This window comes from Streptomyces sp. B15 (genome assembly GCF_018070605.1).
GTDB classification, from domain to species: Bacteria; Actinomycetota; Actinomycetes; order Streptomycetales; family Streptomycetaceae; genus Streptomyces; species Streptomyces smyrnaeus.
In genome coordinates, this window is record NZ_JAGPXJ010000056.1 from 26,359 (window position 1) to 49,716 (window position 23,358).

At 73.0% G+C, this 23,358-nt stretch carries 22 protein-coding genes, 1 pseudogene and 1 riboswitch; of the genes and pseudogenes, 12 read left to right on the forward strand and 11 right to left on the reverse strand.

Annotated elements, in window-relative coordinates:
- Positions 1–4: 4 nt before the first annotated feature.
- From nirB to KBY19_RS23395, 5 genes are all read left to right on the forward strand, one after another.
- Entirely contained in the window at positions 5–2,593 is a 2,589-nt protein-coding gene (gene nirB / locus KBY19_RS23375; RefSeq protein ID WP_247691328.1) for a nitrite reductase large subunit NirB, read from the forward strand.
- Positions 2,594–2,628: 35 nt separating this feature from the next.
- Positions 2,629–3,033 carry a nitrite reductase small subunit NirD gene (nirD, locus tag KBY19_RS23380; RefSeq protein ID WP_210966629.1) on the forward strand — a complete coding sequence of 135 codons (405 nt, stop codon included), beginning with the start codon at positions 2,629–2,631 and terminating at the stop codon, positions 3,031–3,033.
- 40 nt (positions 3,034–3,073) lie between these two features.
- Complete coding sequence (locus KBY19_RS23385; RefSeq protein WP_099879995.1) at positions 3,074–4,237, forward strand: uroporphyrinogen-III synthase; 1,164 nt, start codon at positions 3,074–3,076, stop codon at positions 4,235–4,237.
- Positions 4,234–4,962 (forward strand): sirohydrochlorin chelatase, encoded by a 729-nt coding sequence (locus KBY19_RS23390; RefSeq protein ID WP_210966630.1) that lies wholly within the window; start codon positions 4,234–4,236, stop codon positions 4,960–4,962. Before KBY19_RS23385 ends, KBY19_RS23390 begins: the two co-directional genes overlap by 4 nt.
- Before the next feature lie 629 nt (positions 4,963–5,591).
- Positions 5,592–5,710: riboswitch (SAM riboswitch) on the forward strand.
- 234 nt (positions 5,711–5,944) lie between these two features.
- Positions 5,945–7,345 (forward strand): aminotransferase class V-fold PLP-dependent enzyme, encoded by a 1,401-nt coding sequence (locus tag KBY19_RS23395; protein WP_099879989.1) that lies wholly within the window; start codon positions 5,945–5,947, stop codon positions 7,343–7,345.
- An 84-nt stretch (positions 7,346–7,429) separates the two neighbouring features.
- Here KBY19_RS23395 and KBY19_RS23400 read toward each other — a convergent pair.
- Together KBY19_RS23400 and KBY19_RS23405 are read right to left on the reverse strand one after the other, a co-directional pair.
- A pseudogene (locus tag KBY19_RS23400) lies at positions 7,430–7,540 on the reverse strand (NAD(P)H-binding protein); the annotation flags it as partial.
- A 72-nt stretch (positions 7,541–7,612) separates the two neighbouring features.
- Positions 7,613–8,842 carry an MFS transporter gene (locus tag KBY19_RS23405; RefSeq protein ID WP_185016666.1) on the reverse strand — a complete coding sequence of 410 codons (1,230 nt, stop codon included), beginning with the start codon at positions 8,840–8,842 and terminating at the stop codon, positions 7,613–7,615.
- Between the two features lie 95 nt (positions 8,843–8,937).
- Between KBY19_RS23405 and KBY19_RS23410 the strand changes: the two genes are divergently transcribed.
- Together KBY19_RS23410 and KBY19_RS23415 are read left to right on the forward strand one after the other, a co-directional pair.
- Positions 8,938–9,855, forward strand: coding sequence for a LysR family transcriptional regulator (locus KBY19_RS23410; RefSeq protein WP_210957609.1), 918 nt, complete (start codon positions 8,938–8,940; stop codon positions 9,853–9,855).
- Between the two features lie 92 nt (positions 9,856–9,947).
- Positions 9,948–10,136: a hypothetical protein gene (locus tag KBY19_RS23415; RefSeq protein WP_210966631.1), complete on the forward strand. Its 189-nt coding sequence runs from the start codon at positions 9,948–9,950 to the stop codon at positions 10,134–10,136.
- Here KBY19_RS23415 and KBY19_RS23420 read toward each other — a convergent pair.
- The 9 genes from KBY19_RS23420 to KBY19_RS23460 form a co-directional block, all read right to left on the reverse strand.
- On the reverse strand, positions 10,112–10,942 hold the full coding sequence (locus KBY19_RS23420; protein WP_185016664.1) for a MerR family transcriptional regulator: 831 nt from the start codon (positions 10,940–10,942) through the stop codon (positions 10,112–10,114). The genes KBY19_RS23415 and KBY19_RS23420 overlap by 25 nt on opposite strands.
- Before the next feature lie 56 nt (positions 10,943–10,998).
- Positions 10,999–11,355, reverse strand: coding sequence for a hypothetical protein (locus KBY19_RS23425; protein WP_185016663.1), 357 nt, complete (start codon positions 11,353–11,355; stop codon positions 10,999–11,001).
- Positions 11,352–12,569, reverse strand: a complete 1,218-nt coding sequence (locus KBY19_RS23430; protein ID WP_185016662.1) for a glycerate kinase — start codon at positions 12,567–12,569, stop codon at positions 11,352–11,354. The genes KBY19_RS23425 and KBY19_RS23430 overlap by 4 nt, the downstream gene beginning before the upstream one ends.
- Before the next feature lie 44 nt (positions 12,570–12,613).
- Positions 12,614–14,065 carry an SLC13 family permease gene (locus tag KBY19_RS23435; protein ID WP_210966632.1) on the reverse strand — a complete coding sequence of 484 codons (1,452 nt, stop codon included), beginning with the start codon at positions 14,063–14,065 and terminating at the stop codon, positions 12,614–12,616.
- Between the two features lie 80 nt (positions 14,066–14,145).
- Positions 14,146–14,805, reverse strand: coding sequence for a response regulator transcription factor (locus KBY19_RS23440; protein ID WP_099879974.1), 660 nt, complete (start codon positions 14,803–14,805; stop codon positions 14,146–14,148).
- Positions 14,802–16,364 (reverse strand): cell wall metabolism sensor histidine kinase WalK, encoded by a 1,563-nt coding sequence (locus tag KBY19_RS23445; protein ID WP_210966633.1) that lies wholly within the window; start codon positions 16,362–16,364, stop codon positions 14,802–14,804. Before KBY19_RS23445 ends, KBY19_RS23440 begins: the two co-directional genes overlap by 4 nt.
- Positions 16,267–16,623 carry a hypothetical protein gene (locus tag KBY19_RS23450; RefSeq protein WP_210966634.1) on the reverse strand — a complete coding sequence of 119 codons (357 nt, stop codon included), beginning with the start codon at positions 16,621–16,623 and terminating at the stop codon, positions 16,267–16,269. Before KBY19_RS23450 ends, KBY19_RS23445 begins: the two co-directional genes overlap by 98 nt.
- Before the next feature lie 91 nt (positions 16,624–16,714).
- Complete coding sequence (locus KBY19_RS23455; protein WP_099879968.1) at positions 16,715–16,996, reverse strand: Lrp/AsnC family transcriptional regulator; 282 nt, start codon at positions 16,994–16,996, stop codon at positions 16,715–16,717.
- Positions 16,993–17,664, reverse strand: a complete 672-nt coding sequence (locus KBY19_RS23460) for a rhomboid family intramembrane serine protease (RefSeq protein WP_099886434.1) — start codon at positions 17,662–17,664, stop codon at positions 16,993–16,995. Before KBY19_RS23460 ends, KBY19_RS23455 begins: the two co-directional genes overlap by 4 nt.
- 329 nt (positions 17,665–17,993) lie before the next feature.
- On the opposite strand from KBY19_RS23460, the gene KBY19_RS23465 reads away from it, so the two are divergent.
- The 5 genes from KBY19_RS23465 to KBY19_RS23485 form a co-directional block, all read left to right on the forward strand.
- Positions 17,994–18,233, forward strand: coding sequence for a hypothetical protein (locus KBY19_RS23465; RefSeq protein ID WP_099879966.1), 240 nt, complete (start codon positions 17,994–17,996; stop codon positions 18,231–18,233).
- Between the two features lie 164 nt (positions 18,234–18,397).
- A complete protein-coding gene (locus KBY19_RS23470; RefSeq protein ID WP_099886433.1) occupies positions 18,398–19,699 on the forward strand; it encodes an NYN domain-containing protein in 1,302 nt (433 codons plus the stop codon).
- A gap of 349 nt (positions 19,700–20,048) precedes the next feature.
- Positions 20,049–21,080, forward strand: coding sequence for an NlpC/P60 family protein (locus tag KBY19_RS23475; RefSeq protein ID WP_099879964.1), 1,032 nt, complete (start codon positions 20,049–20,051; stop codon positions 21,078–21,080).
- A gap of 217 nt (positions 21,081–21,297) precedes the next feature.
- Positions 21,298–22,344, forward strand: coding sequence for an NlpC/P60 family protein (locus KBY19_RS23480; protein WP_180289613.1), 1,047 nt, complete (start codon positions 21,298–21,300; stop codon positions 22,342–22,344).
- Between the two features lie 34 nt (positions 22,345–22,378).
- The coding region (locus KBY19_RS23485; protein ID WP_210966635.1) for a DUF4157 domain-containing protein at positions 22,379–23,358 on the forward strand (980 nt) is incomplete at its 3' end.

A 23,358-nucleotide genomic window follows, 5' to 3' on the forward strand; every position in this document is an offset into this window, starting at 1 on the left:
TCCCATGACCCACGCACGCCCTGAAACCGAAACCGGGTCCTCGGCCATGCGCCGGCTCGTCGTCGTCGGCCACGGCATGGTCGGCCACCGACTGGTCGAAGCCCTCGACTCCCGCGACGTGGAGCGCCAGTGGCAGATCACCGTGCTCGCCGAGGAACCCCGCCCCGCCTACGACCGGGTGGCCCTCTCCTCCTGCTTCGACGGTGCCGACGAGAGCGCCCTGCGGCTGCCCGAGCACGACCCCGAGCGGGTCGGACTGCGGCTGGGCGACCCGGCGTGCGCACTCGACCGCGCCGGGCGCACCGTACTCACCGCCTCCGGCGACCGGGTGCCCTACGACGCCCTCGTCATGGCCACCGGCTCCCGGCCGTTCGTCCCGCCGCTGCCCGGTGCCACAGCACCCGGCTGCCTCGTCTACCGCACCCTGGACGACATCGCCGCCATCCGCGCCGCGGCCGACAAGTCCACCACCGGGCGCGGTGTCGTCGTCGGCGGCGGACTGCTCGGACTGGAGGCCGCCAACGCGCTGCGGCTGCTGGGGCTGGCCACCCATGTGGTGGAGATGGCCCCGCACCTGATGGCCGTCCAGCTCGACGAGGGCGGCGGCGCGCTGCTCGGCCGCATGGTGGGCGAGCTGGGCGTGACCGTGCACACCGGCACCGGCACCCAGCAGGTGCTCACCGACCCGGAGACCGGCGCCGTCAGTGGCGTGGAGCTTTCCGACGGCACCTTCCTGGAGACCGATCTGGTGGTCTTCGCCGCCGGAGTGCGCCCCCGCGACGAACTCGCCAGGGACGCGGGACTGGAGGTGGGGGAGCGCGGCGGAGTCGTCGTGGACGAGACCTGCCGCTCGGTCACCGACCCCCGCGTCTGGGCCGTCGGCGAGGTCGCCTGCATCGAGGGGCGGACCCTCGGACTGGTCGCACCCGGATACGCCATGGCCGAGACGGTCGCCGACCGGCTGCTGGGCGGCGAGGCCGGCTTCCCCGGCGCCGACACCGCCACCCAGCTCAAACTGCTCGGCGTCGGCGTGGCCTCCTTCGGCGACGCGCACGCCACCACGCCCGGCGCGCTGGAAGTCGTCCTCAACGACCCGGTCGCCGCCACCTACGGCAAACTCGTCGTCTCCGACGACGCCAAGACGCTGCTCGGCGGCATCCTCGTCGGCGACACCTCCGGCTACCCGCTGCTGCGCCCACTGGTCGGCAGCGCACTGCCCGCCGACCCCGCCACCCTGCTGGCCCCGGAGTCCGCAGGCGGCGTGGGGGCCGGGGGAGGGGTGGCCGGGCTGCCGGACAGCGCGCAGATCTGCAGCTGCCACGCCGTCACCAAGGGCGCGTTGACCGAGGCCATCACCGAACAGGGCTGCGCCGACGTGCCCGCGCTCAAGTCCTGCACCAAAGCCGGAACCGGCTGCGGCTCCTGTGTCCCCGCCCTCAAACAGATCCTCGAAGCAGCCGGCGTCGAGCAGTCCAAGGCGCTGTGCGAGCACTTCGACCACTCCAGGGCCGAACTGTTCGAGATCGTCGCGGCCACCGGCATCACCACCTTCTCGCAGCTGGTGGCCGAACACGGGCGCGGGCGCGGCTGCGACGTGTGCAAACCCGCCGTCGCCGCGATCCTCGCCTCCCGCGACAGCGCCACCCACATCCTCGACGGCGAACGCGGCAGCCTCCAGGACACCAACGACCGCCACCTGGCCAACATGCAGCGCAACGGCACCTACTCCGTCGTGCCCCGCGTCCCCGGCGGCGAGATCACCCCGAACCGCCTCATCGTGCTGGGCGAGGTCGCCCGCGACTTCGGCCTCTACACCAAGATCACCGGGGGCCAGCGCATCGACCTGCTCGGCGCCCGCCTCGAACAGCTCCCCGCCATCTGGCGCCGGCTCACCGACGCGGGCTTCGAGTCGGGGCACGCCTACGGCAAGGCCGTCCGCACGGTGAAGTCCTGCGTCGGCTCCACCTGGTGCCGCTACGGCGTCCAGGACTCCGTCGGCCTCGCCATCGAACTGGAGCTGCGCTACCGCGGACTGCGCGCCCCGCACAAACTCAAGGCGGGCGTCTCCGGCTGCGCCCGCGAGTGCGCGGAGGCCCGCAGCAAGGACTTCGGCATCATCGCCACCGAGCAGGGCTGGAACCTGTACGTCGGCGGCAACGGCGGCTTCACCCCCCGGCACGCCGAACTCCTCGCCTCCGACCTCGACCACGACACGCTGGTGCGGACCATCGACCGCTTCCTGATGTTCTACGTCCGCACCGCCGACCGCCTGCAGCGCACCGCCGCCTGGCTCGAAGCCCTCGAAGGCGGCCTCGACCACCTGCGGGCCGTCGTCATGGACGACTCGCTCGGCATCTGCGCCGAACTCGACGCCGCCATGGAACGGCACGTCGCCGACTATCGCGACGAGTGGCGCGGCGTCCTGGAGGACCCGGCGAAACTGGCCCGCTTCACCTCCTTCGTCAACGCCCCCGACACCCCCGACCCGGCGATCTCCTTCGCCGTCGAGCGGGAACAGCCGGTACCGGTGCCGGGCCCGGTGTCCCTCGGTATGCCGCAGCTGCCCGCCGCCGACGGGGCGGGCGCCCGATGAAGACCCCCGCCCCCGCCGGCAGAAAGGTGACCACCATGACCGCCACCAGCACCATGAACACCATGACCACCAGCCCCCCGACCGACTGGTCCGCCGTCTGCCCGCTGGACGCGCTCCCCGTCGAACAGGGCCGCGCCGCACTGCTGCCCGACGGCAGCGCCGTCGCCCTGTTCCGGCTGCACACCGGCGAGGTGCACGCCGTCGGGAATCTCGACCCCTTCAGCGGGGCACCCGTCATCTGCCACGGCATCGTCGGCGACCGGGAGGGCGTCCCCGTCGTCACCGGCCCCCTCGGCAAGGAGACCTTCGAGCTGGCGACCGGCCGCTGCCTGGACGCCGAAGACGTCCGGCTCCCCGTCCACGACGTGCGGCTGACCGGCCCGGTGATCGAGGTCTCGACCCGGCGAAACACGGTGGAAACGCTGGTCGGGGGAGGATGAACACCAGGCAGCATCCGGGAGAGCACTGGAAGGAGACGCGGTGTCGGCACCTGACCCGTCGCGGAACCGCACGGGACCCGTCCCCCCGCTGGCCGGGTTCACCGTGGCGGTCACGGCCGCGCGCCGGGCCGAGGAACTGGGCGCGCTGCTGGAACGCCGCGGCGCCGAGGTCGTCCACGCGCCCGCGCTGCGCATCGTCCCGCTCGCCGACGACGAAGAGCTGCGCGACGCCACCAAACAGCTGGTGGCCCGCCCACCGGACGTGGCCGTCGCCACCACCGGCATCGGCTTCCGAGGCTGGATGGAGGCCGCCGACGGCTGGGGCGAGGGTGAAGCCCTGCGCGGCGCCCTCGGCCGAAGCGAACTGCTGGCCCGCGGCCCCAAGGCATGCGGTGCGCTGCGCGCCGCCGGGCTCCGCGAAGCCTGGTCCCCGGCCTCCGAATCCTCCACCGAGGTCCTCGAACGCCTGCTGGCCCGCGACGACCTCGACGGACTGCGCGTCGCCGTCCAACTGCACGGCGAACCACTGCGCGACTTCATCGACGCGCTGCGCGGCGCCGGTGCCGAGGTCGTACCGGTGCCCGTCTACCGCTGGACGGGCCCCCTCGACCCCGGCCCCCTCGACCGGCTCATCGACGCCGTGCTGGGCGGCGGCGTGGACGCCGTCACCTTCACCAGCGCACTGGCCGCCGCCGGGATGTACGCCCGCGCCGAGGAAGGCGGCCGCACCGAAGAGCTGACCCGGGCACTGCGCGGCCGCACCCAGGTCGCCTGCGTCGGCCCCGTCACCGCCGCGCCCCTGCTCGCACGGGACATCCCCGCCTACTGGCCCGACCGCTTCCGGGTCGGCGCCCTCGTCCGGCTGCTCGGCGAACGGCTGCCCGCCTCCGCGCCCACCCTGCCCGCCGCCGGGCACACGCTGGAAGTACGCGGCTGGGCCGCGCTGCTCGACGGCGAACTGCGGCCCGTCAGCCCCGGGCCCATGGCCATACTGCGCGCCCTCGCCCGCCACCCCGGACAGGTGATGTCCTGCGCCGACCTGCTGCCGTACCTGCCCGGCGGCGGCACCGACGAGCACGCCGTCGAAGCCGCCGTCGCCCGGCTGCGCACCTCGCTGGGGGCCTCCTCGGTCGTCCAGACCGTCACCAAACGCGGCTACCGCATCGCCCTCGACCCCGCTGCCGTCTGCGAGGCCGACATATGACCGTGCTGCTCGTCGCCCACGGCACCCGGCACCTCGCCGGCGTCCGCACCGTCAGGGAACTGGCCGACGGGGTCGCCGCCCGGCTCGGGCAGCCGGTCGCCGTCGCCTACGCAGACGTACGGGGTCCGACCATCGCGGAAGCCCTCGCCCGGCTACCGGGCCCCGTCACACTCGTGCCTGCCTTTCTCGCCTCCGGCTACCACGTGCGGGTCGACATTCCCGCGCAGGTCGCTGCCGCGGGGCGGGCCGGCGATGTGACCGTCGCACCCGCGCTGGGGGCCGACCCCGCGCTGCTGCCCGCACTCGTCGACCGGCTCGCCGAGGCCGGCGTCCAGGAGGGCGACGCCGTGCTGCTCGCCGCCGCCGGCTCCTCCGACCCCGGCGCCCGCGCCGAGGCCCGCGCCATGGCACGGCGGCTCGGTCGCCTCCTGCGGCGGTCCGTGCCGGTGGCGTGGGCCGCCACCGCGGAGCCCGCCGTTGCGGAGGAGGTCGCCCGGTTGCGGGGGGAGGGAGCCGCTCGGGTGGCCGTCGCCGGCTGGTTGCTGGCTCCCGGTCTCTTCGCCGATCGGCTGGCTGCCGCCGGTGCCGATGTGGTGGCCGCGCCGTTGGGGGCTCACCCCGCTGTAACCACCACCCTGACCTCCCGCTCCCGGCTGGGAGGGAGCCCCCTCCCTGGTGTTGGGGGCTCTGCCCCCAAGCCCCCGGTCCTCGCCGGACAGGCGTAGGGCGGGCTCCGCCCCCCTACACCCCCCGCTAGGTGGGCTCCGCCCCCCTAGGACCCCCCTTCCGCAATCACAAAAGCCATTGCCTTACGTGAAGTCCCCCATCGACTTGAGGTCCTTGGACCCGCCGGTGGCGACCCTGCGGGAGCGTCGCTGGTGCGACTCCTCCCGCGAAGGAGACACCGGCAACGCAATTTCGGCGTCCCTCCCACCCGGCGTTGCCGGTAACGCCGGTGCGGGCGGAGTGGCACCAACACTCGACCCGCAGGGTCGTCACCGGCCGGATTGGGGGCAGTAACGCACGGGCGGATTCCATGTAAGGCAATGGCTTGCCTGGTTGCGGAAGGGGGGTTCTAGGGGGGGCGAAGCCCACCTAGCGGGGGGCCGTCGGGGGGCAGAGCCCCCCGACACGACCCCTCGGCGGCAGCCGAAGAACCCAGGGGGCGTGCCCCCACAAGCAGGGGCGGCGGCAGCCGGAGAACCCAGGGGGCGTGCCCCCACAACAGGGGGCGGCGCACCCCGCGGAGCGAGGGCGTGCGGCCACAACAGGGGGCGGCGGCGAGGAAGCGCCCCGTCCACATGGTGGACGGGGCGATGGTGGGGCCGAAAAGCCTGTGGCATACTCCCTCGCAGGTCACGAGCGACAGCGACCAAGGCCCCGGCCCGCTGTCCGGCAACCCTCCGTCCGTGGCGGGGTGCCCCGGGTGATGACCAGGCCGTAGGACAGCAAGGTCTACGGCAAGCGCGGATCCCTCTCCGCCAGGGGTCCTGGTCTACGAGGGAGTCTTCTGTGAGCAAGCGAATGCGCTAGGGCCGACGGGCGGCACTTTTCCACGCCCCCGGCCCTCCACTGTTCCGCCGGCCGGCCTCTTCACGCCGTCAGGCGACCAGCATCTGTCACGCCGACAGGCGACCCGCACACGACGTCGCCATGCCGTGATTCCCCCTTGCCGCTGACTGCCTTCACCTTGCCAGGAGTACCGCCATGTCGCTCACCGCCACTTTTGCCCCTTCTTGTTCCTCCGTGTCCGTCGACTCCCGTACCGATGAGGTACTGCCGGTGCTGGGCCGCGACGTTCAGGTGCCGCTCGTCACCGGGGGCGAAGCCCCCTACGCGGCGCTGGACTACGCGGCGAGCGCGCCCGCGCTGCAGCGCGTGTGGGACGACGTGGCGGCGTACGCGCCGTACTACGGCAGCGTGCACCGCGGCGCCGGTCACCTCTCGCAGCTGTCGACGGAGCTGTTCGAGAACAGCAGGCGCACCGTCGCCGAGTTCCTCGGCTGCCGTGAGGGCGACCAGGTGGTCTTCACCCGGGCCACGACCGACTCCCTCAATCTGCTGGCGGCGGCGCTGCCCGAGGGGACCAGGGTGTTCGTGTTCGAGACCGAGCACCATGCCTCCCTCCTCCCGTGGCGCGCGCACGACGTGACGTATCTGGACGCGCCGCGCTCGCCCGAAGCGGCCGTCGCCACGCTGGAGTCGGCGCTGCACGCGGCGCCCGCCGGGCCGAAGCTGGTCTGTGTGACGGGCGCCTCGAACGTCACCGGCGAGGTGTGGCCGGTGCGGGCGCTGGCCCGCGCCGCGCACCGGCACGGGGCGCGGCTGGTGCTGGACGCCGCGCAGCTCGCCCCGCACCGCCGGGTCAGCCTGACGGAACTGGAGGCGGACTGGGTGGCGTTCTCCGGGCACAAGCTGTACGCGCCCTTCGGTGCGGGAGTGCTGGCGGGGCGCGCCGACTGGTTGCGCGCCGCGGAGCCGTATCTGGCGGGCGGTGGCGCGAGCCGCCGAGTGTCCCGCACCGACGACGGCACCGTGGAGGTGGAGTGGCAGCGAAGCGAGGCGCGGCACGAGGCGGGCTCGCCCAATGTCATCGGTGCCTACGCCATCGCTTCGGCCTGCCGGGCGCTGGCCGAGGCGGGGTTCGACCGTCTCGCCGCCCGCGAGGAGGAGCTGCTGGGCCGGCTCCGCAGGGGTCTGGCCGACCTTCCCGAGGTGAAGGTCCTCTCCCTGTTCGGTGAGGACGCCGACCGGGTCGGCGTGGTCTCCTTCGTCGTCGAGGGGTGGAACAGTTCGCACTTCGCGGCGGCGCTCTCGGCCGAGTACGGGATCGGCGTCCGGGACGGTCTGTTCTGCGCGCATCCGCTGCTGCGCACCCTGCTCGGGCAGCGGGGCGACACCCCGGGCGAGTGCGGGGCGGCCGGGGGGACGCCCGCGCTGAACGCGATCCGCGTCAGCTTCGGCGCCGGAACGCCCGACGAGCACGTGGACCGGTTCGTCACCGCCGTCCGGGAGTTGGTGCGTGACGGGGCGCGCTGGACCTACCGTACGGAGGACGGCCGCTGTGTCCCGGATTCCGCCGAGCGCGCCGCGAACCGAGCTCAGTAGGCCACCGTGAACCGCTCCCGGTGGTGCTCGGGCCGCTCTTCCCCCAGCCTTCGGCCGGGAGGTGTCCCCAGGGTGCAGGGCGGGGAAGCGGACCGGGTCGCGGACGACGGCCGTGACCCGGTGGCCGCGCGAGAGGGCCTCGGTGACGACCCGGCTGCCGACGTTCCCTGCCGCGCCGAAGACGAGTATCCGCATGGTGTTCAACTCCCGAGTGAGCGAAGGGGGATCGACCGCCGGGGTCGGCAGTCGGTTGTGGGATCTGCCAGGTCAGTGCTTCGCCCGCACCCGCTCCAGGCCCCACACTGCCAGCGCGGCGGCGGCCAGTCCGGTGCCCAGCAGGCACACGCCGCTCCAGCCGGCGTGGGTCCACACCACGGCGGTCAGCGCGGAGCCGGTGGCGCCGCCGACGAAGAAGCTGGTCATGAAGACGGAGTTGAGGCGGTTGCGGGCTTCGGGGCGCAGCGCGTACAGCACCGTCTGGCTGCTGTTGAGCACGGCCTGCTGGCCGACGTTGAGCGCGACGATGCCCACCGACAGCCACAGAAGGGAGCGTTCACCTGCCAGGAGCAGCAGCCAGCCGCCGCCGAGCAGGACGATGCCGGACCCGGTCACGTGCTGGACGAAACCGCGGTCGTTGAGCCGCCCGGCGAAGGTCATCGCCAGGACGCCGACGGCGCCGAGCAGCCCGAAGAGTCCGATCGCTCCCTCCGACCAGTCGTAGGGCGGGCGGGCCAGCACAAAGGTGAGCGCGGTGAGCTGCACGCTGTACGAGGCGAGGGAGAGGCCGCCGAGCAGCGAGCGGTGGCGCAGCAGCGGCTCCTGGCGCAGCAGGGCGAGGGAGGAGCGCAGCAGCGCGGGGTAGGACAGCCGGGCCGTCGACCGTACGCGCGGCAGGTAGCGGTGCAGCAGTACGGCCATCACGGCGACGGGTATCGCGCTGACCCAGTACACGGTGCGCCATCCGCCGAGTCCGGCCAGCGCGCCGGAGACGGTACGGGCGAGCAGCCCGCCCAGCAGCACCCCGGACATCACGGTGGCCACCGCCCGTCCGCGTGCCTCCTCCGGTACGAGGGCTGCCGCGTAGCCGACGACGACCTGTGCGCCGACCGCCGTCAGTGCCACGGCCACGGTGCCCGCCAGCAGCAGCGGTCCGTTGGGGGCGGCGGCCGTCAGTGCGAGGAGGAGCGCGGTGGCCGCCAGCAGTCCCACGGCCAGCCGGCGCCGGTCCAGGACGTCCCCGAGGGGAACGATCAGCAGCAGGCCGAGCGCGTATCCGGCCTGGGAGGCGGTCACCAGCAGTCCCGCGAGGGTGGTGCCGATATGCAGGTCGCGGGAGATGAGGTCGAGGAGCGGCTGGGCGAAGTAGTTGCCGGCACAGGAGAGTCCGGTGGCGACCGCCATCAGGAGCAGCAGGCCCCGGCCGGGTGCGGCGGCAGCGGGGTCCGGGCTGGTACGGGCGGGTCTCGCCGAGGAGGTGCCGAGGGCTGTTTCGGTCATGGATTCAGACTGCGGCGGACGCCATCGATGAGTCCAACACATCCTTGTCATGCGAGCGATCGTGCAGCGCGATCGATCGGGGCTAGGGTGCGCACATGGAACTTCAGCAGTTGCGCTACGTCGTCGCCGTCGCCGAGACCGGTGGCTTCACCCGCGCCGCCGAGCGCTGCCATGTCGTCCAGTCGGCGCTCAGCCACCAGCTTGCCAAGCTGGAGAAGGAGTTGGGCGCCCGGCTGTTCGACCGTACTAGCCGGCGGGTGGCGCTCACCCCGGCCGGTGAGGTGTTCCTGCCCGCCGCCCGGCAGTCGCTGGAGGCCGCCGAGCGGGCCGCCGCCGAGGTCGCGGCGGCCACCGGCGAGATCCGCGGCACCCTCGCCCTCGGCGCGATCAGCACCATCGCCTCCGTCGACCTGCCACGGCTGCTCCGCGACTTCCACACCCGCTATCCGCAGGTGCGTATCAGTCTGACGTCCAGCCGCAGCGAGATGCTGGTCGAAGAGGTCCGCCGGGGCACCCTCGACCTGGCGTTCCTCGGCGTCACCCCGGCCTTCCGCACCAAGGGTGTCCGCAGCCGCACCCTGGTGCGCGACCACCACGTCGTCATGGTCGCCCCCGACCATCCGCTCGCACAGGAGGGAACGCGGGAACCGCTGGAGCTGGCCCGGCTCGCCGAGGAGACCTTCGTCGACTTCGCCGCCGGCAGCCATGCCCGCGCCCAGACGGAGGAGATCTTCGCGGCGGCCGGACTGCACCGTGAGGTCGCCTTCGAGGTCTCGCACTGGGAGTTCCTGGTCGGTCTCGTCCGCAACGGCATGGGCATCACCCTGCTCCCCTCCGCCTTCGTCTCCCAGCTCTCCGGCGTGCGCGTCCTGCCCGTACGCGACGGTCCGCAACGCGAGGAGCGCCTGGTGTGGAGCGCCACCCGCCTCACCCCGGCAGGCACGGCGTTCCTCCGGGAGCTGGGGGTGACAGCGGAGGAAGAGGAGGGCGAACGGTCCGGCAGCGAGGTGTGATTCCGGCCGCGCGAGTCGCGGGCCTGCCGCAAGCGGGGGCAGTTCCAAGAGGGCGGGGTTCAACGGCCGTACTGCGGGTTTGCGTTGGGTACGTGGCGACCGAGTGGGCGGTCACCGGGCTCGCCGAGAGCACCCGGCGGATGGTCACCGGGCCGAGACCCCGTCCCCCGCCCGGTGACTTCCAGACCGCGCACGGGCCCGAACTCGGCCGGCTCGGGGTCGTCGGCGGCGGTGTACCAGGAAGCGGTATCGGTCTTCATACGAGCGTGCCGTTCGGTTGAGGCGTCTCGTGCACCGGAACCAGCAGGTAGGTGACGAGCTGCTCGGGTGGGGTGCCGGCGGGGTCGCTGACGTAGACCTCACGCAGCGGCCCGGCGGGGTCGTGGCCGTGCTCGGCGCACCAGGCCAGCAGGGCGTGCGCGGTCAGCGGCATTTGCGCGTACGGGCCCAGGTGGGTGGCGCAGGCGAACATCCCGCCGGGCAGCAGGTCGACCGCGGCGGACTCCGGCGCCAGGGCCCCCTCCTCCAGCGCGGCGGTGATCGTGATCGGGATCTGCTCGCCCATGTCGAGGGGGAAGAGCCCGGTGAGCCGGGGAGGGCGGTCGCGCGGGAGCAGCGGCAGCAGCCGGGCCACACACTGCGAGGTGACCCGCCCGATGCCGAACGGCGAGGAGGCGACGTCCCGTACGAGAGCGACCCGCTGCGGGGGCTCCTCGCGGAGGGTGACCTCGGCGGTGTCGGCGCCGGGCAGCCCTCGCTCCAGGATCCGTTCCAGCGCGGCGAGGCTCTGCTGCCGCCGGGCCAGCTCCTCGTCGAGCTGGTCGCGCACGGCCGCCAGCGCGCCGTCGGCGTCGGGTTCCCCGCGCAGCACCTCCGCGACGACGGGCAACGGCACGTCGAGGGAGCGCAGCAGCCCGACGGTCAGCGCGTCGCGGGCCTGACCGGCGCGGTAGTAGCGGTACCCGGTGGCGGGATCCACCCGGGCGGGAGGCAGCAGGCCGAGGTCGGCGTAGTGCCGCAGCTGTTTGACGCTGAGCCGGGCCAGGCGGGCGAACTGTCCGATGGACAACAGGTGGTCGTCGTTCACGGGACAACAATGGACTCTCCCACGGAGGGAGAGTCCATCCCCGTCGGTGCGTCAGTTCACCGGAACTCGTGCACGACCTCGATCGTCCCGACGATGTGCGCGTTGAACTCCGCCAGCTCCTCGGCCGGGACCCACAGTTCGAGGATGGTCTCGCCACCCGCCTGCTGGACGGGATAGCGCGTGAGGAACTCCGTGTCGACCTCGAACCGGGTCACATACCCCGCCCCGTCGTGCTTGACGTTCCAGTCCCGAGCGATCCGCACGGCGTAGTCCTCGTTGAGCACCGGATAGAAGATCGGCTGCTCCGGCAACCGCGGCGGCCACGCCCGCCACCCCAGCTCCCGTACCAGCTCCAGCTCCGCCGGCCCGGTGGGCCGCCACAGTGTGGTCGTCGCAACCTGCCCCGTGCTCATTCCCCCACGCTACCGGCCCCGGTCAGCTGCCGCCGTACGGGGAGCCGGGTGCCCAGCAGCACCATGCGGACGGCGTGTTCGGTGGCGTCGGCCAGATGGCGGGGCGCCAGCGCGAGGGCGTCGGAGAGGGCGAGCGGCGCGGGGAGTATGGAGCGGTAGGCGTCGATGCCGGTGGCGCGGGTCTCGTCGGCGCCCTCGCCCAGGGTGCCGGCCAGCGCCAGTACCGGCTTGCCGAACCCCTTGGCGCGGCGGGCGACTTCGGCGGGCACCTTGCCGCGCGCGGTCTGCCGGTCCAAGGAGCCCTCGGCGGTCAGGACGAGGTCGGCGCGGGCGAGCCGGGCATCCAGGTCGAGGTGGTCGAGCAGCACCTCGAAACGGGGCAGCAGCCGGGTGCCGAGCGCGGCCAGACCGGCGCCCAGGCCGCCGGAGGCGCCCGTACCGGGACCGGTGCGCAGGTCGACTGCCGCCCTGCTGTGGCTCAGATCCCGCGCCAGCACCGTCGCCCACCGCTCCAGTGCCGCCGCCAGCGACCGCACCTGGGCGGGCGTCGCGCCCTTCTGCGGCCCGAACACCCCGGCCACACCCGAGGGCCCGCACAGCACGTTGAACGGATTGCAGGCGGCCAGCAGTTCGGTCTGCGCCAGCCGGGGGTCGAGACCGGACGGATCGATCCGGTCCAGCCGCGCCAGAGCGGCTCCGCCGGGTGGCAGCTCCACGCCGTCCGCGTCCAGCAGCCGCGCGCCCAGCGCCTGCAGCGCTCCGGCGCCGCCGTCCGAGGTGCCGGAGTCGCCACATCCGACGATCACCCGGCGCACCCCGGTCTCCAGCGCCGCCCGGATCAGCTCCCCGACCCCGTACGTGGTCGTCGCCCCCGGATCGCGGCGGTCCGCCGGAACCAGGGAGAGACCCGCGACCGCGGCCATCTCCACCACCGCGGTGGGACGTGTGCCGAGCGTCCCGGACGTGCCCAGGAGCGCGAAGTGCGTGGGCACCGGCTCACCCACCGGGCCGGTCGCCGCACGGTGCACCAGTCGGCCGCCGGTCGCCAGGGCCAGCGCCTCGGCCGTGCCCTCGCCGCCGTCCACCAGCGGTATCAGGTCGAGCGTGGCCTCCGGCGCGACTCTGCGGACGCCTGCGGCCATGGCCTCGGCGGCCTGCCGCGCGGAGAGGGATTCTTTGAATCCGCTGGGTGCGAGAGCGAAGTGGAACGGCATCCGAAGCTCCTGGATGGGAGTGGAGGAAGGGAGGGCGGTACGGCTCAGCGCACGGGAACGCCGAGCAGCGGCCAGACCGCCAGGGCGAACACCACGACCAGCAGCGCCGTCAGCGGTGCCAGGACGGCGGACAGCCGCAGCAGGTCGCGCGGTGTGTAGGTGGGGGTCTCGGGGAGGTCGGCGAAGAGGGCCACGGGCTTGGCCGAGGCGGGGAGCGTGTGGCAGAAGCCGGCCGCCGCCGTGGAGGCGAGCGCGGCCGACACCGGGTTGACGCCCGCCCCCGCCGCCGCGGCGACCACGAGCGGCACCAGCACACTGGAGCGCGCCGACCGCGACTGCAGCAGCAGATGCGCCGCCGTGCTCACCACCACGACACCCGAGAGGAACGCCCATGGCGGTACGGCCGCGCCACCGGGCAACCCGCCCACCAGCCACTGCGCGGCACCCGAGGCCGACAGGGCGACGCCCATCGCCATCGTCGCGGCCATGAACAGCAGCAGCGACCACGGCACCGTCTTGAGCGCGTCCTTCAGCCCGACCGTGCCCAGCGCGGGCGAGGCGGCGACCACGGCGCCGATCAGCGCGACCAGCGAGGGCGGGACCCCGTGCAGCGGCTCCGCGCACCACAGCACGACGACCGTGCCGAGCAGCAGCGCCGAACGGGCCTGGGGCGGGGACAGCGGCCCGGTGACCCGGGTCGTGGAGTGCTGCTGGATGTCCTCGACGGTGACGCGTACCCCCTCGCGCCGATCAGCCCGCCGCGTGGTGGTCAGTAGCACCGCCTCGGCCGCCAGATGCGAGGAGGCGACGGCCAGCGGCAGGCCCAGCAGCAGCCACCGGGTGAAGCCGATGTGCTGCCCCGTCGACTCCCACAGCACGCTGACGGTGATCAGATGCGCGCCCGCGCCGATCAGCGTCGCCACAGCGGACAGCAGGATGACGGTGGGGAAGAGCAGCGCGAGCATCACCACCAGGCGCACCCGCTCCCGCAGGGCGGCGGCGAGCGCGAGGAAGACGGGCAGTGCCAGCGCCGCCCGCCCCGAGGTGGCGGGTATCGCGAACGCGCTCACCACCAGCGCCGCGGTCGTCAGATGGACCAGCTGCCGCACCGATCGGGCGCCGCTGACCAGAAAGGCGGCCGCCCGCGTCGGCAGCCCCGTGCGCGTAACGGCCGCCGCGAGGACGAACGCGCAGATCAGCAGCCAGACCGTGGCGTCGCCCAGGGTGCCGAACAGTGTCTCGGAGCTGATCACCCCGGTCGCGGCCAGCGCCAGCCCCCCGCCGAGCGCGACATAGGTGTCGTCGATCGGAGTGCCGATCCACGCGCACGTCGTCAGGGCGAAGACGGCCAGGGTCAGCCGCGCCTGCCCGCCCAGCCCGGGGAAGTTGCCGGGGACGGCGAGCAGTGCGCACAGGCTCAGCCCGACGCAGAGCGCGCAGAGGGTGGCGGGGGAGAGGGCCTTCCGGACGGACGGCCCGGTGACGGACGCTGTCATGCCTGCGAGTCTTCGGCCCGGCGGTGAGCCGTCGATGAGCGCTCGATGAAGGGGGTTTCATCCGGCCCGCCCGGCCCGGTTCAAGGCAGCCGGTATCCCATCCCGCGTACCGTCTCCACCCGCTCGGCGCCCAGCTTCTTGCGGAGGGCGCGCACATACACGTCCACGATGTTGGAGCCGGGGTCGAAGTCGTAGCCCCACACGTGCGAGAGGATCTGCTCCCGCGACAGCACCTGCCCGGGGTGGCGCAGGAACAGCTCCAGCAGAACGAACTCCCGCGCCGTCAGGTCCACCGTCCGGCTGCCCGCACGGGCCCGGCGGGTGCGCAGGTCCAGTGACAGCTCGCCGCTGCGCAGCACGGTGATCTCCGGTTCCCGTGCCGCCGTGCGCAGCCGCAGCCGCACCCGGGCCAGCAGTTCCTCGAAGCGGAACGGCTTGGTCATCCAGTCGTCCGCGCCGCCCTCCAGCCCCGCGACCGTGTCGCGTACCGAGTCCCGCGCGGTCAGCACGATCACCGGCACCGTCACCCGTGCCTCGCGCAGCTGCCGCAGCACGGTGAAACCGTCCCGGCCCGGCAGCCCGATGTCGAGGATGACCAGGTCGAAACCGCCGGTGTGGGCGTAGTCGTAGGCGGTGTCCCCGTCGGCGGCGACCGTCGTGGTGAAGCCGCTGGCGCGCAGCCCCTTCTCCACGAACGCGGCGATCCGCTCCTCGTCCTCCACGATCAGCACCCGCGTCATCGCTCTTCCTCCTCCTGCTTCGGCCGGTCCGGCACCGCCTCGGGCAGGACGAGCACGAAAGTGGCCCCGCCGCCCGTCGTGGTCCGCAGCTCCACCCGGCCTGAGGGATGTCCCTCCGCGATGGCCTTCACGATGGCGAGCCCGAGCCCGGCGCCGCTGCCGCGCGAGCCGCGCCGGGCGGTGCCCCTGCGGAAGCGTTCGAAGATCAGCTCGGCGTCCGCCCCGCCGACGCCGGGCCCGCTGTCGGCGACGTACAGCTCGACCGTGCGCCTGGTGGGGCAGCGCCTCGAACCGATGCGTACGGCCGTGCCCCGGGCGGTGTGCTGGACGGCGTTCTGTGCCAGCTGCACCATCGCCTGGGTGACGCGCTGCGGGTCGAGCCGCACCGTGCCCTCCGCCACCTCGGCCAGCTGCCATGCCCGCTCGCCCAGCGCGCGCGCCTTGACGAAGACATCGGCCGTCAGCTCGGCGAGCTCCACCGGTTCGGGGGTGACGAAGTCCGGCCGCTCGGCCTTGGCGAGCAGCAGCAGGTCCTCCACGATGCGGCTCATCCGGTCCAGCTCGTCGGTGACGACCCGCACGGTCTCCTCCCGCTCCCGCGGACCGTCTCCCATCAGCTCCAGATGTCCCCGCACGATGGTGATGGGGGTGCGCAGCTCGTGCCCGGCGTCGTCCACGAACTGGCGCTGCGCCGCGAAGGCCCGCTCCAGTCGGTCCAGCATGGCGTTGAAGGTCTCGGCCAGGGCCGAGATGTCGTCCCGGCCGCGCACCGGGATGCGCCGGGTCAGATCCTGCTCGGTCAACTGCGCCGCCGTCGTCCGCACCAGCCGTACGGGAGCCAGGATGCGGCCCGCCACGGCCCAGCCTATGCCGCAGGTCAGCAGCAGTGCGACGCCGGATATGGCCAGCAGGATGCGGAAGACCGTCTCGGGCCCCGCCTGTTCACGGTCGGCGTGGATGGCGACGACGAAGGTGCCCGACGGCGAGCCGCCGCCCGGCTCGATCGCGACGCGCGCCCAGCGCACCTCGCCCTGCGGCCTGTGCAGCACGCCGCTGCGCCGCTCGCCCGAGGTGATACGGCGCAGCGCCGCCCTGTCCTGGTACAGCGGCAGCGCGGAGGGGATGTCCCGGCTCTGCCGGATCACCTTGCCGCGCACCACACCCAGCAGTTCCTCGTCCGGGTCGGAGTACTGCCTCTCCAAGAAGACCTTCAGCAGCCGCCTGGCCTCGGTGAAGGGGCGCCCGGTGCGAGGGTCCTGGCCCCGTTCGACGAAGTTGGCGAACTCGCCGGTCTCCTGCTCCAGCAGCCGGGTCACCCGCTGTTCGACGTCCCGCACCAGGATCGACCTGGTGGTGGTGGCGACGGTGCCGAGCGCCACCGCCATGACCGCCAGCAGCCACAGCAGGATGCGGACGCGGGCCGAGATCCACGGCCGCCGCGCGGGGCCGCCGGCTGCGCTCTCAGCCGTCCTCGCCGCCGTCGTCCCGGCCGCCGGAGTCGTCGCGTTCGTCCCGGCCGCCGTCGTCGTTGCGGTCGTCCGTTTCCTCGCTACGGTCATCGTCGCTCGTGTCGTCGGTGGCGGGCGGTCCGACCGTCTCGTCCCCGGACGGCCGGGGCGAGCCCTGCGAAGGGGAGGAGGACGGGTCCGGGCTCTGAGCGGACGGGCTCCCGTTGGACGGGCTCTCGCTGTCCAGTTCGACCTTCGCGGGCGGCTTGGGCGGGTCCGGGCTGTCGGTCAGCGCGTAACTGGTGGCGGCGATGCCCAGCGGGATCGCCACCACGGCCGTGAGCGTCGCGATGCGGTGTGAGAAGGCCATACGGGCCACGCTGCCGTGCCCACCGGTGCCCGGTGATGAAGCGCGGATGAGGAAACGTTCATCGACACCGCCGCGGGCGATGCGGACCCGGTCAGGCGTCGAGACCGATGGCGAAGGCGGTTTCCAGGTCGTGCTGGGAGTAGGTACGGAAGGCGATGTGCGTCTCGGTGGACTCGACGCCCGGGACCTTGCTGATCCGGCCGGGGATGATGTCGGCGAGGTCGTCGTGCTGGGCGACGCGGACCATGGCGATCAGATCGTGCGCACCGGTGACGGAGTAGACCTCGCTGACGCCCTCGATGGCGGCGATCTGCTCGGCGATCTCGGGGATGCGGTCGGTGCTCGTCCGGATGAGGACGATGGAAGTGATCACGGTGGGGTCTCTCCCTCTGACGCCGGGGTTGGCCCGGTCACTTTAGCCCGGCGGTAGTGGAGCCAGGCATACAGGAAGCCCAGCGTGAAACCCACCACATGGGCCAGGTGGGCGACGCCGGGTCCGTCGCCGTCCTGCCTGGCGGACAGCCACTGCAGGGTCAGCCAGAACAGCAGCACCACCCAGGCGGGGAAGCGCAGCGGAAGGAAGAGCAGGAAGGGGAAGACACTGGTCACCCGGGTGTGCGGATGCAGATGGAGGAAGGCGCCCAGTACCGCCGAGATCGCCCCGGAGGCGCCGACCAGCGTCTCACCCGAGGCGGGATGGGCCGCCGCGTAGCAGAGCATGGCCACATAGCCGGCGCCCAGATAGAAGAGGGTGAAGCGGACCGGCCCCATGCGCTGCTCGACCAGGCCGCCGAAGACGAACAGGAAGAGCAGGTTGCCGAGCAGATGCAGCCAATTGCCGTGCAGGAACAGCGCGGTCAGCGGCGTCGTGAGCGGGCGTACGGCACCACTGAGCAGTGCGCGGGGCACCACGCCCCACTGGTTGAAGTAGGCCGACCGGGCTTCCTGGAGCGCCTGCCCCGTACCGTAGGAGGGGACGAAGCCGGAGGCCGGCCCGATCAGGAAGACCAGGCAGCAGCAGCCGATCAGGGTGTAGGTCATCAGGGGCCGCGCCGTCCGGGCACGGTCCGGGTGCGCGCCGCGGGCCGCCCTGGCGCGGCCCGGGGGCTCGCTGCGGTCCGCCTCGGCGCGGGGCGTGGGCCCGTCGCGCTCCGGGTGCGCGGCGTCGGCGCGGTCGGTGCCGTCCATGACCGGATCATGGACCGCTCGGTGTCCGGGCATGCTCCTCGACACACGCGGAGGCACGCGGACGGTCCCAGGCCGTAGGGTTTACGGGACGTGACCCCGCGCCGCATGTCCGTGATGTGTTCCGCGGAATCGACAGCCGAGACCTTCGAGACTTCGACCTTCGAAGAAATGAGGACGAGACGATGGCGGTCCCCACGCCGACGGCCGAGACCCGCTGGCGCTGCACCCTGTGCGGCAATCTCACCCGGTTCGACGTGACCCGATCCAGCAAGGTGGTCGAGTACGTCCATCTGGACCTGGCCGGAGCGCCGACGGTCGAGGAGCGGGACGTGGTCAGTGAGAGCATCGAGTCGGTGCGCTGCAGATGGTGCAACGCCGTGGACCAGGTCGAACTGGTGGACCGGCCCAGCGCTCAGGTGTAGGGCTCAGGGCTCAGAGACGGCAGGTGTGACCGGTGGAGGAACGGACGGGCGGCGACCCTCGGCAGCCGGAACCGGCTGCCGGGAAGGACGCCGGGCCCGCTGCCCGCGCGGCGGCTGAGGGCCCGGCGGGCCGGACGGACCCGGACCCCGCCGAGCAGGAGAGCCTGGAGCGGCCGCTGCCGGAGCGGGTGCGGCGGCGGGTGGTCGCCTTCACCGGGGACGCCCTCGGCGGGCTGACCATCGCCGAACTCCCACCCCCGCTGCGGCAGTACGCCCGCTTCACCCCGCAGCGGCGCGCCAAGTTCGGCGGGAACGCCATGGCGGCGGCGCTGGAGAGCGACGCCGCCTTCCGGCAGCGCATCGCCTCCCGGGTACGCGAGCAGCTGCCCGAGCTGACGGGCGCCCTCGACGAGGGCACACCGCCTCCGGCCGCCGACCCGGTGGACGTGGCGGCTGCGGCCTACATCCTGCGGCCCTCCGGCTGGGCCAAGCTGGTCGCGGCGGCGGGTGAGGAGGCCCAACGGGCCCAGGCCGAGCGCGCCGGCGAGGAGGCCCAGCGCGAGCTCGCCCGGCTGCGCGACGAGCTGTCCCAGGCCAAGGGCGCCGCCCGTGACGAGGCCGAACGGGGCCGCCGCGAGCTGGAGGCGCTGCGCAAGGAGCTGGACGGCACCCAGCGCAAGCTGCGCAGTGCGCAGGCCGATGTGCGCCGTCGTGAGGCGTCGCTGCGCAAGCTCCAGGAGGAGCTGGACGCGGTGCGCTCGGCGGCCGGTACGGAGAAGGCGGCGCTCGACAGCGAGGTGCGCCGGCTCAAGTCGCGCCTCGCCGAGACGGAGTCCGCGCTGGAGGCCGGGCGGCGTGCCGCGCGGGAGGGCCGCAGCGTGGAGGACATGCGGGTGCGCCTGCTGCTCGACACCGTGCTCGACGCGGCCCAGGGGCTGCGCCGCGAACTGGCGCTCCCACCGTCCGAGACGCGTCCCGCCGATACGGTCGACGCCGTGGAGCCGGGCCGGATGTCGCCCAAGGACGTGGCGGCGCGGGCGCTTTCGGAGACCGATCCGGCGCTGCTGGACCAGCTGCTGGCCCTGCCCCAGGCCCATCTGGTGGTGGACGGCTACAACGTCACCAAGACCGGCTATCCCACGCTGCCGCTGGAGAAGCAGCGGCTGCGGCTGCTGGGCGGCCTCGCCGTGCTGGCGGCCCAGTCGGGCGCCGAGGTCACCTGTGTCTTCGACGGCGCCGAACTGGCCGCGCCCGTGCTGCTGGCCCCGCCGCGCGGGGTGCGGGTGCTCTTCTCCAAACCGGGCCAGACCGCGGACGAGTTGATCCGCCGTCTGGTGCGCGCCGAACCGCCGGGCCGCGCGGTCGTGGTGGTCTCCAGCGACCGCGAGGTCGCCGACGGCTGTGCGGCGGCCGGGGCCAGGCCGGTGGCTTCCGTGCTTCTCCTCAAGCGACTTGCCCGCAGCTGACCGGTATGCGCCCTGATGTGACCGGGGGCGCGCGTTCTCAACTCCTTTGCGCATAAGGGGCATCCCGCCTGCCGTGTCGCGCGGGTGATGAGCGCTGTGTGAGGCGGTGCTCGCCGTGCGTGGGTGCCGGGTAAAGAATGCGGCTGTGAGACGCCTTTTTCCCTGAGGGATTTGATCGGATCACTACGCGTGGCTAACCTCAGGCGCGAACCTTCGCTCGGTTGATCACCTATCCGGGGTGGCAGCGGAGGACCGCCTCGTTCCGTCCGATCGGGATCGCCCAGTCCTGAGAAGCGGAGCCGGAGATGACCAGACCGGCAGGCGGCTGAGGAAGAAGGAGCTCGCCCCAGTGGCGTCCCACCGTCGTCCCAAGCAGCCGAGTCGCGCACGAGTCAGTGTCTTCACCATGACCGCTGCCGCGGCTGTCGCGCTCACCTCCCAGGCGGCCCACGCCGACCCGCAGTCCTCCAAGAAGGACGTCAAGGAGAAGGTCGACAAGCTCTACGAGGACGCCGAGGCCGCCACCGAGAAGTACAACGGCGCCAAGGAGAAGCAGTCCAAGCTCTCCAAGGAGGTCGAGAACCTCCAGGACAGCGTCGCCCGCGGCCAGGGTGAGCTCAACAGCATGCGCGACAAGCTCGGTTCGATGGCCACCGCGCAGTACCGCACGGGCGGTATCGACCCGTCGGTGCAGCTGTTCCTCTCGTCCGACCCGGACAACTATCTGGACAAGGCCTCGGCCATGGACCAGCTGAGCACCAAGCAGGCCAGCGCGCTCAAGAAGATCCAGGCCAAGCAGCGCAGCCTCGCGCAGCAGCGCAAGGAGGCCGCGGGCAAGCTGAAGGACCTCGCCAGCACCCGCGAGGAGCTCGGCAAGAAGAAGAGCGAGATCCAGGGCAAGCTCGCCGAGGCCCAGCGGCTGCTCAACACGCTGACCGCCAAGGAGAAGGCGAAGCTGGCCGAGAAGCAGGAGCGCGCCGACCGTGCCTCCAGCGACCGCGCCGACCTGGGCAAGCTGCCCGCCGGCTCCGGCCGTGCGGCCGCCGCGCTGTCTGCAGCCAAGGGCAAGATAGGCAGCCCCTACGTGTGGGGCGCCACCGGCCCCAGCTCCTTCGACTGCTCCGGGCTGACCTCGTGGGCGTACAAGCAGGCGGGTGTCTCGCTGCCGCGTACCTCCCAGGCGCAGGCCAACGCCGGAACCCGCATCTCCAGCCAGAGCCAGCTCAAGCCGGGCGACCTGGTGCTGTTCTACGGCGACCTGCACCACATCGGCCTCTATGCCGGCAACGGCCAGGTGCTGCACGCCCCCAAGCCGGGTGCCAACGTGCGCTTCGAGGCGATGGGCAACATGCCCTTCCAGTTCGGTGTCCGCGTGGGCTGACCGATCAGCAGCCAGTGTGATGACCGCTAAACGTCCTTCGTCCGAGTGAACCCACCCGGGTGCGGATGACCCCCGGACCCGGCCGGTGACCTGCGTGATCGGCGAACGCCGGGGCGCGGAGCAGGACTTACGGGCACCGAAGGGTCCTTTGTCCCCTGTAAGGGCACGGCTACATTCTGCGGGCGCAAGTCGCCTAGCGGAAGGAACGCCTCCTCCAGTGGCATCGCACCGGTCCCCTCGACGTACCCCGCAGCCCGGGCAGGGCTGGCCAGCGCGGGTCACCGTGCTGTCCGCCGCCGCTGCGGGCGCGGCAGCCGCGCTCGTGCCGTCGGCGCCGGCGGGCGCCAAGCCCGACGACCAACCGTCAGCAGCCGCCCTCAACTCCCGTGTCGACCGGCTCTACGAGCAGGCGGAAGTCGCGACGGAGAAGTACAACGGGGTGGCGGAGCGCGCCGGGAAGCTGCGCGAGCAGGTGTCCAACGCCCAGGACGGCGTCGCCCGCGGCCAGGCCAAGGTCAATCGGCTGCGCGACTCCCTCGGCTCCCTCGCGGGCGCGCAGTACCGCTCGGGAGGCATCGACCCGACCGTGGCGCTGATGCTCACCACCGACCCGGACAGCTTCCTCGACAAGGCCGCCACCCTCGATCGCATCAGCAGCCGCCAACTGCTCAAGCTGCGCCGGCTCCAGTCCGCCCAGCGCGACCTGGAGCAGCGGCGCAGCGAGGCGTCCGACAAGCTCGAACAGCTCGACGGCCTCCAAAAGACGCTGCAGCGCCAGAAGAGGGACGTCCAGAAGAAGCTGGCCGCGGCCCGGCGGCTGCTCGACCAGCTCTCGCCCGAGGAGCGCGCCTCCCGGAACAGCCACCGGTCCGGGAAGGAGACGGCCGGTGCGGGGCCCGGCGGCGCCGAACCGTCCTCCGAGCGTGCTGCCGCGGCCGTCGCCGCCGTCAAGTCGGCGCTGGGGCGCCCCTACGCGTGGGGTGCGGCCGGGCCGGGGTCGTTCGACTGCTCGGGGCTCACCCAGTGGGCGTACAAACAGGCGGGCATCTCCATCCCGCGCACCTCCCAGGCGCAGCGCTCGGCCGGCCGGCAGGTCCCGCTCGGCCAGGCCCGCCCCGGCGATCTGGTGATCTACCGGGACGACGCCAGCCATGTGGGCATGTACGTGGGCGGCGGCCAGGTCGTGCACGCCCCCCACCCGGGCGCCCCCGTGCGCTACGACCCGGTCGGCATGATGCCGGTCTCCTCCGTCACCAGACCCTGAGCTGCCCGGTTTCCGCCCCCGTACCCTCGGTGGAGTGGGTGAGCGGCGGCAGTGGATGCACTACGGGCGGGCGCTGAGCGGTACGGCAGCGCTCGCCCTGTTGTGCGGGCTCGGCGCCTGCGTGCGTGCGGACGGCCAGCAGCACGCCCCGTTCCAGCAGATACTCGACCGCCAGGCCGCGGCAGTGCGTACCGGGGACGAGCACGGCTACCTCGCCCCCGTCGATCCGGGCGCCCCCGACCACCGCGACGCGCAGCGGCAGGTCTTCCGCAATCTGCGGAAGCTGCCGTTGGCCGAGTGGTCCTACGACGTGCGCGAGGTCACCGAGCGGGACCGCGCCGCCACCGTCGAGGCCACCTTGCGCTACCGGTTCGCGGGGTACGACCCGGTCACCACCACCGACACCGAACGGCTGCGCTTCGTACGGCGTGACGGTGCCTGGCACCTCGCCGCCGAGGCCCCCGGCAGCGACCGCCAGCTGTGGGAGCAGGGCGCCATGACGGTCGTACGGGGCGAGCACAGCCTGGTGCTGGGAGTGGGGCGGCAGCGGTCCGGGCTGCGGGCGCTCGCCGACGCCGCCGACCGCGCCGTGCCCGCGGTCGCCCGGACGTGGCCGGACGCGTGGTCCCGCAAGACCGTGCTGGAGGCGCCCGCCTCAACGCGGCAGATGGCCCGGCTGCTGGGCCCGCCCGGCGCGGACTCCCGGACATACGCGGGCATGGCCGCCGTCACCACCGGGGAGGCGACCGGCGCGGCCGGGACCGACGCCGACCGCATAGTCGTCAACCCCCGTGCCTACGGGCTGCTCAGCGAAGAGGGCCGGCAGGTCGTACTCGCCCATGAGACGACCCATGTCGCCACCCGCCGGCAGACCACCTCCGTGACGCCGCTGTGGCTCTCCGAGGGCATCGCCGACTGGGCCGGGTACCGCGGCTCGCGGCTGACCCCCCGCGAGGCCGCCCCGGAGTTGGCGCGCGCGGTCGCCGACCGGCAACTGCCCAACGCCCTCCCCTC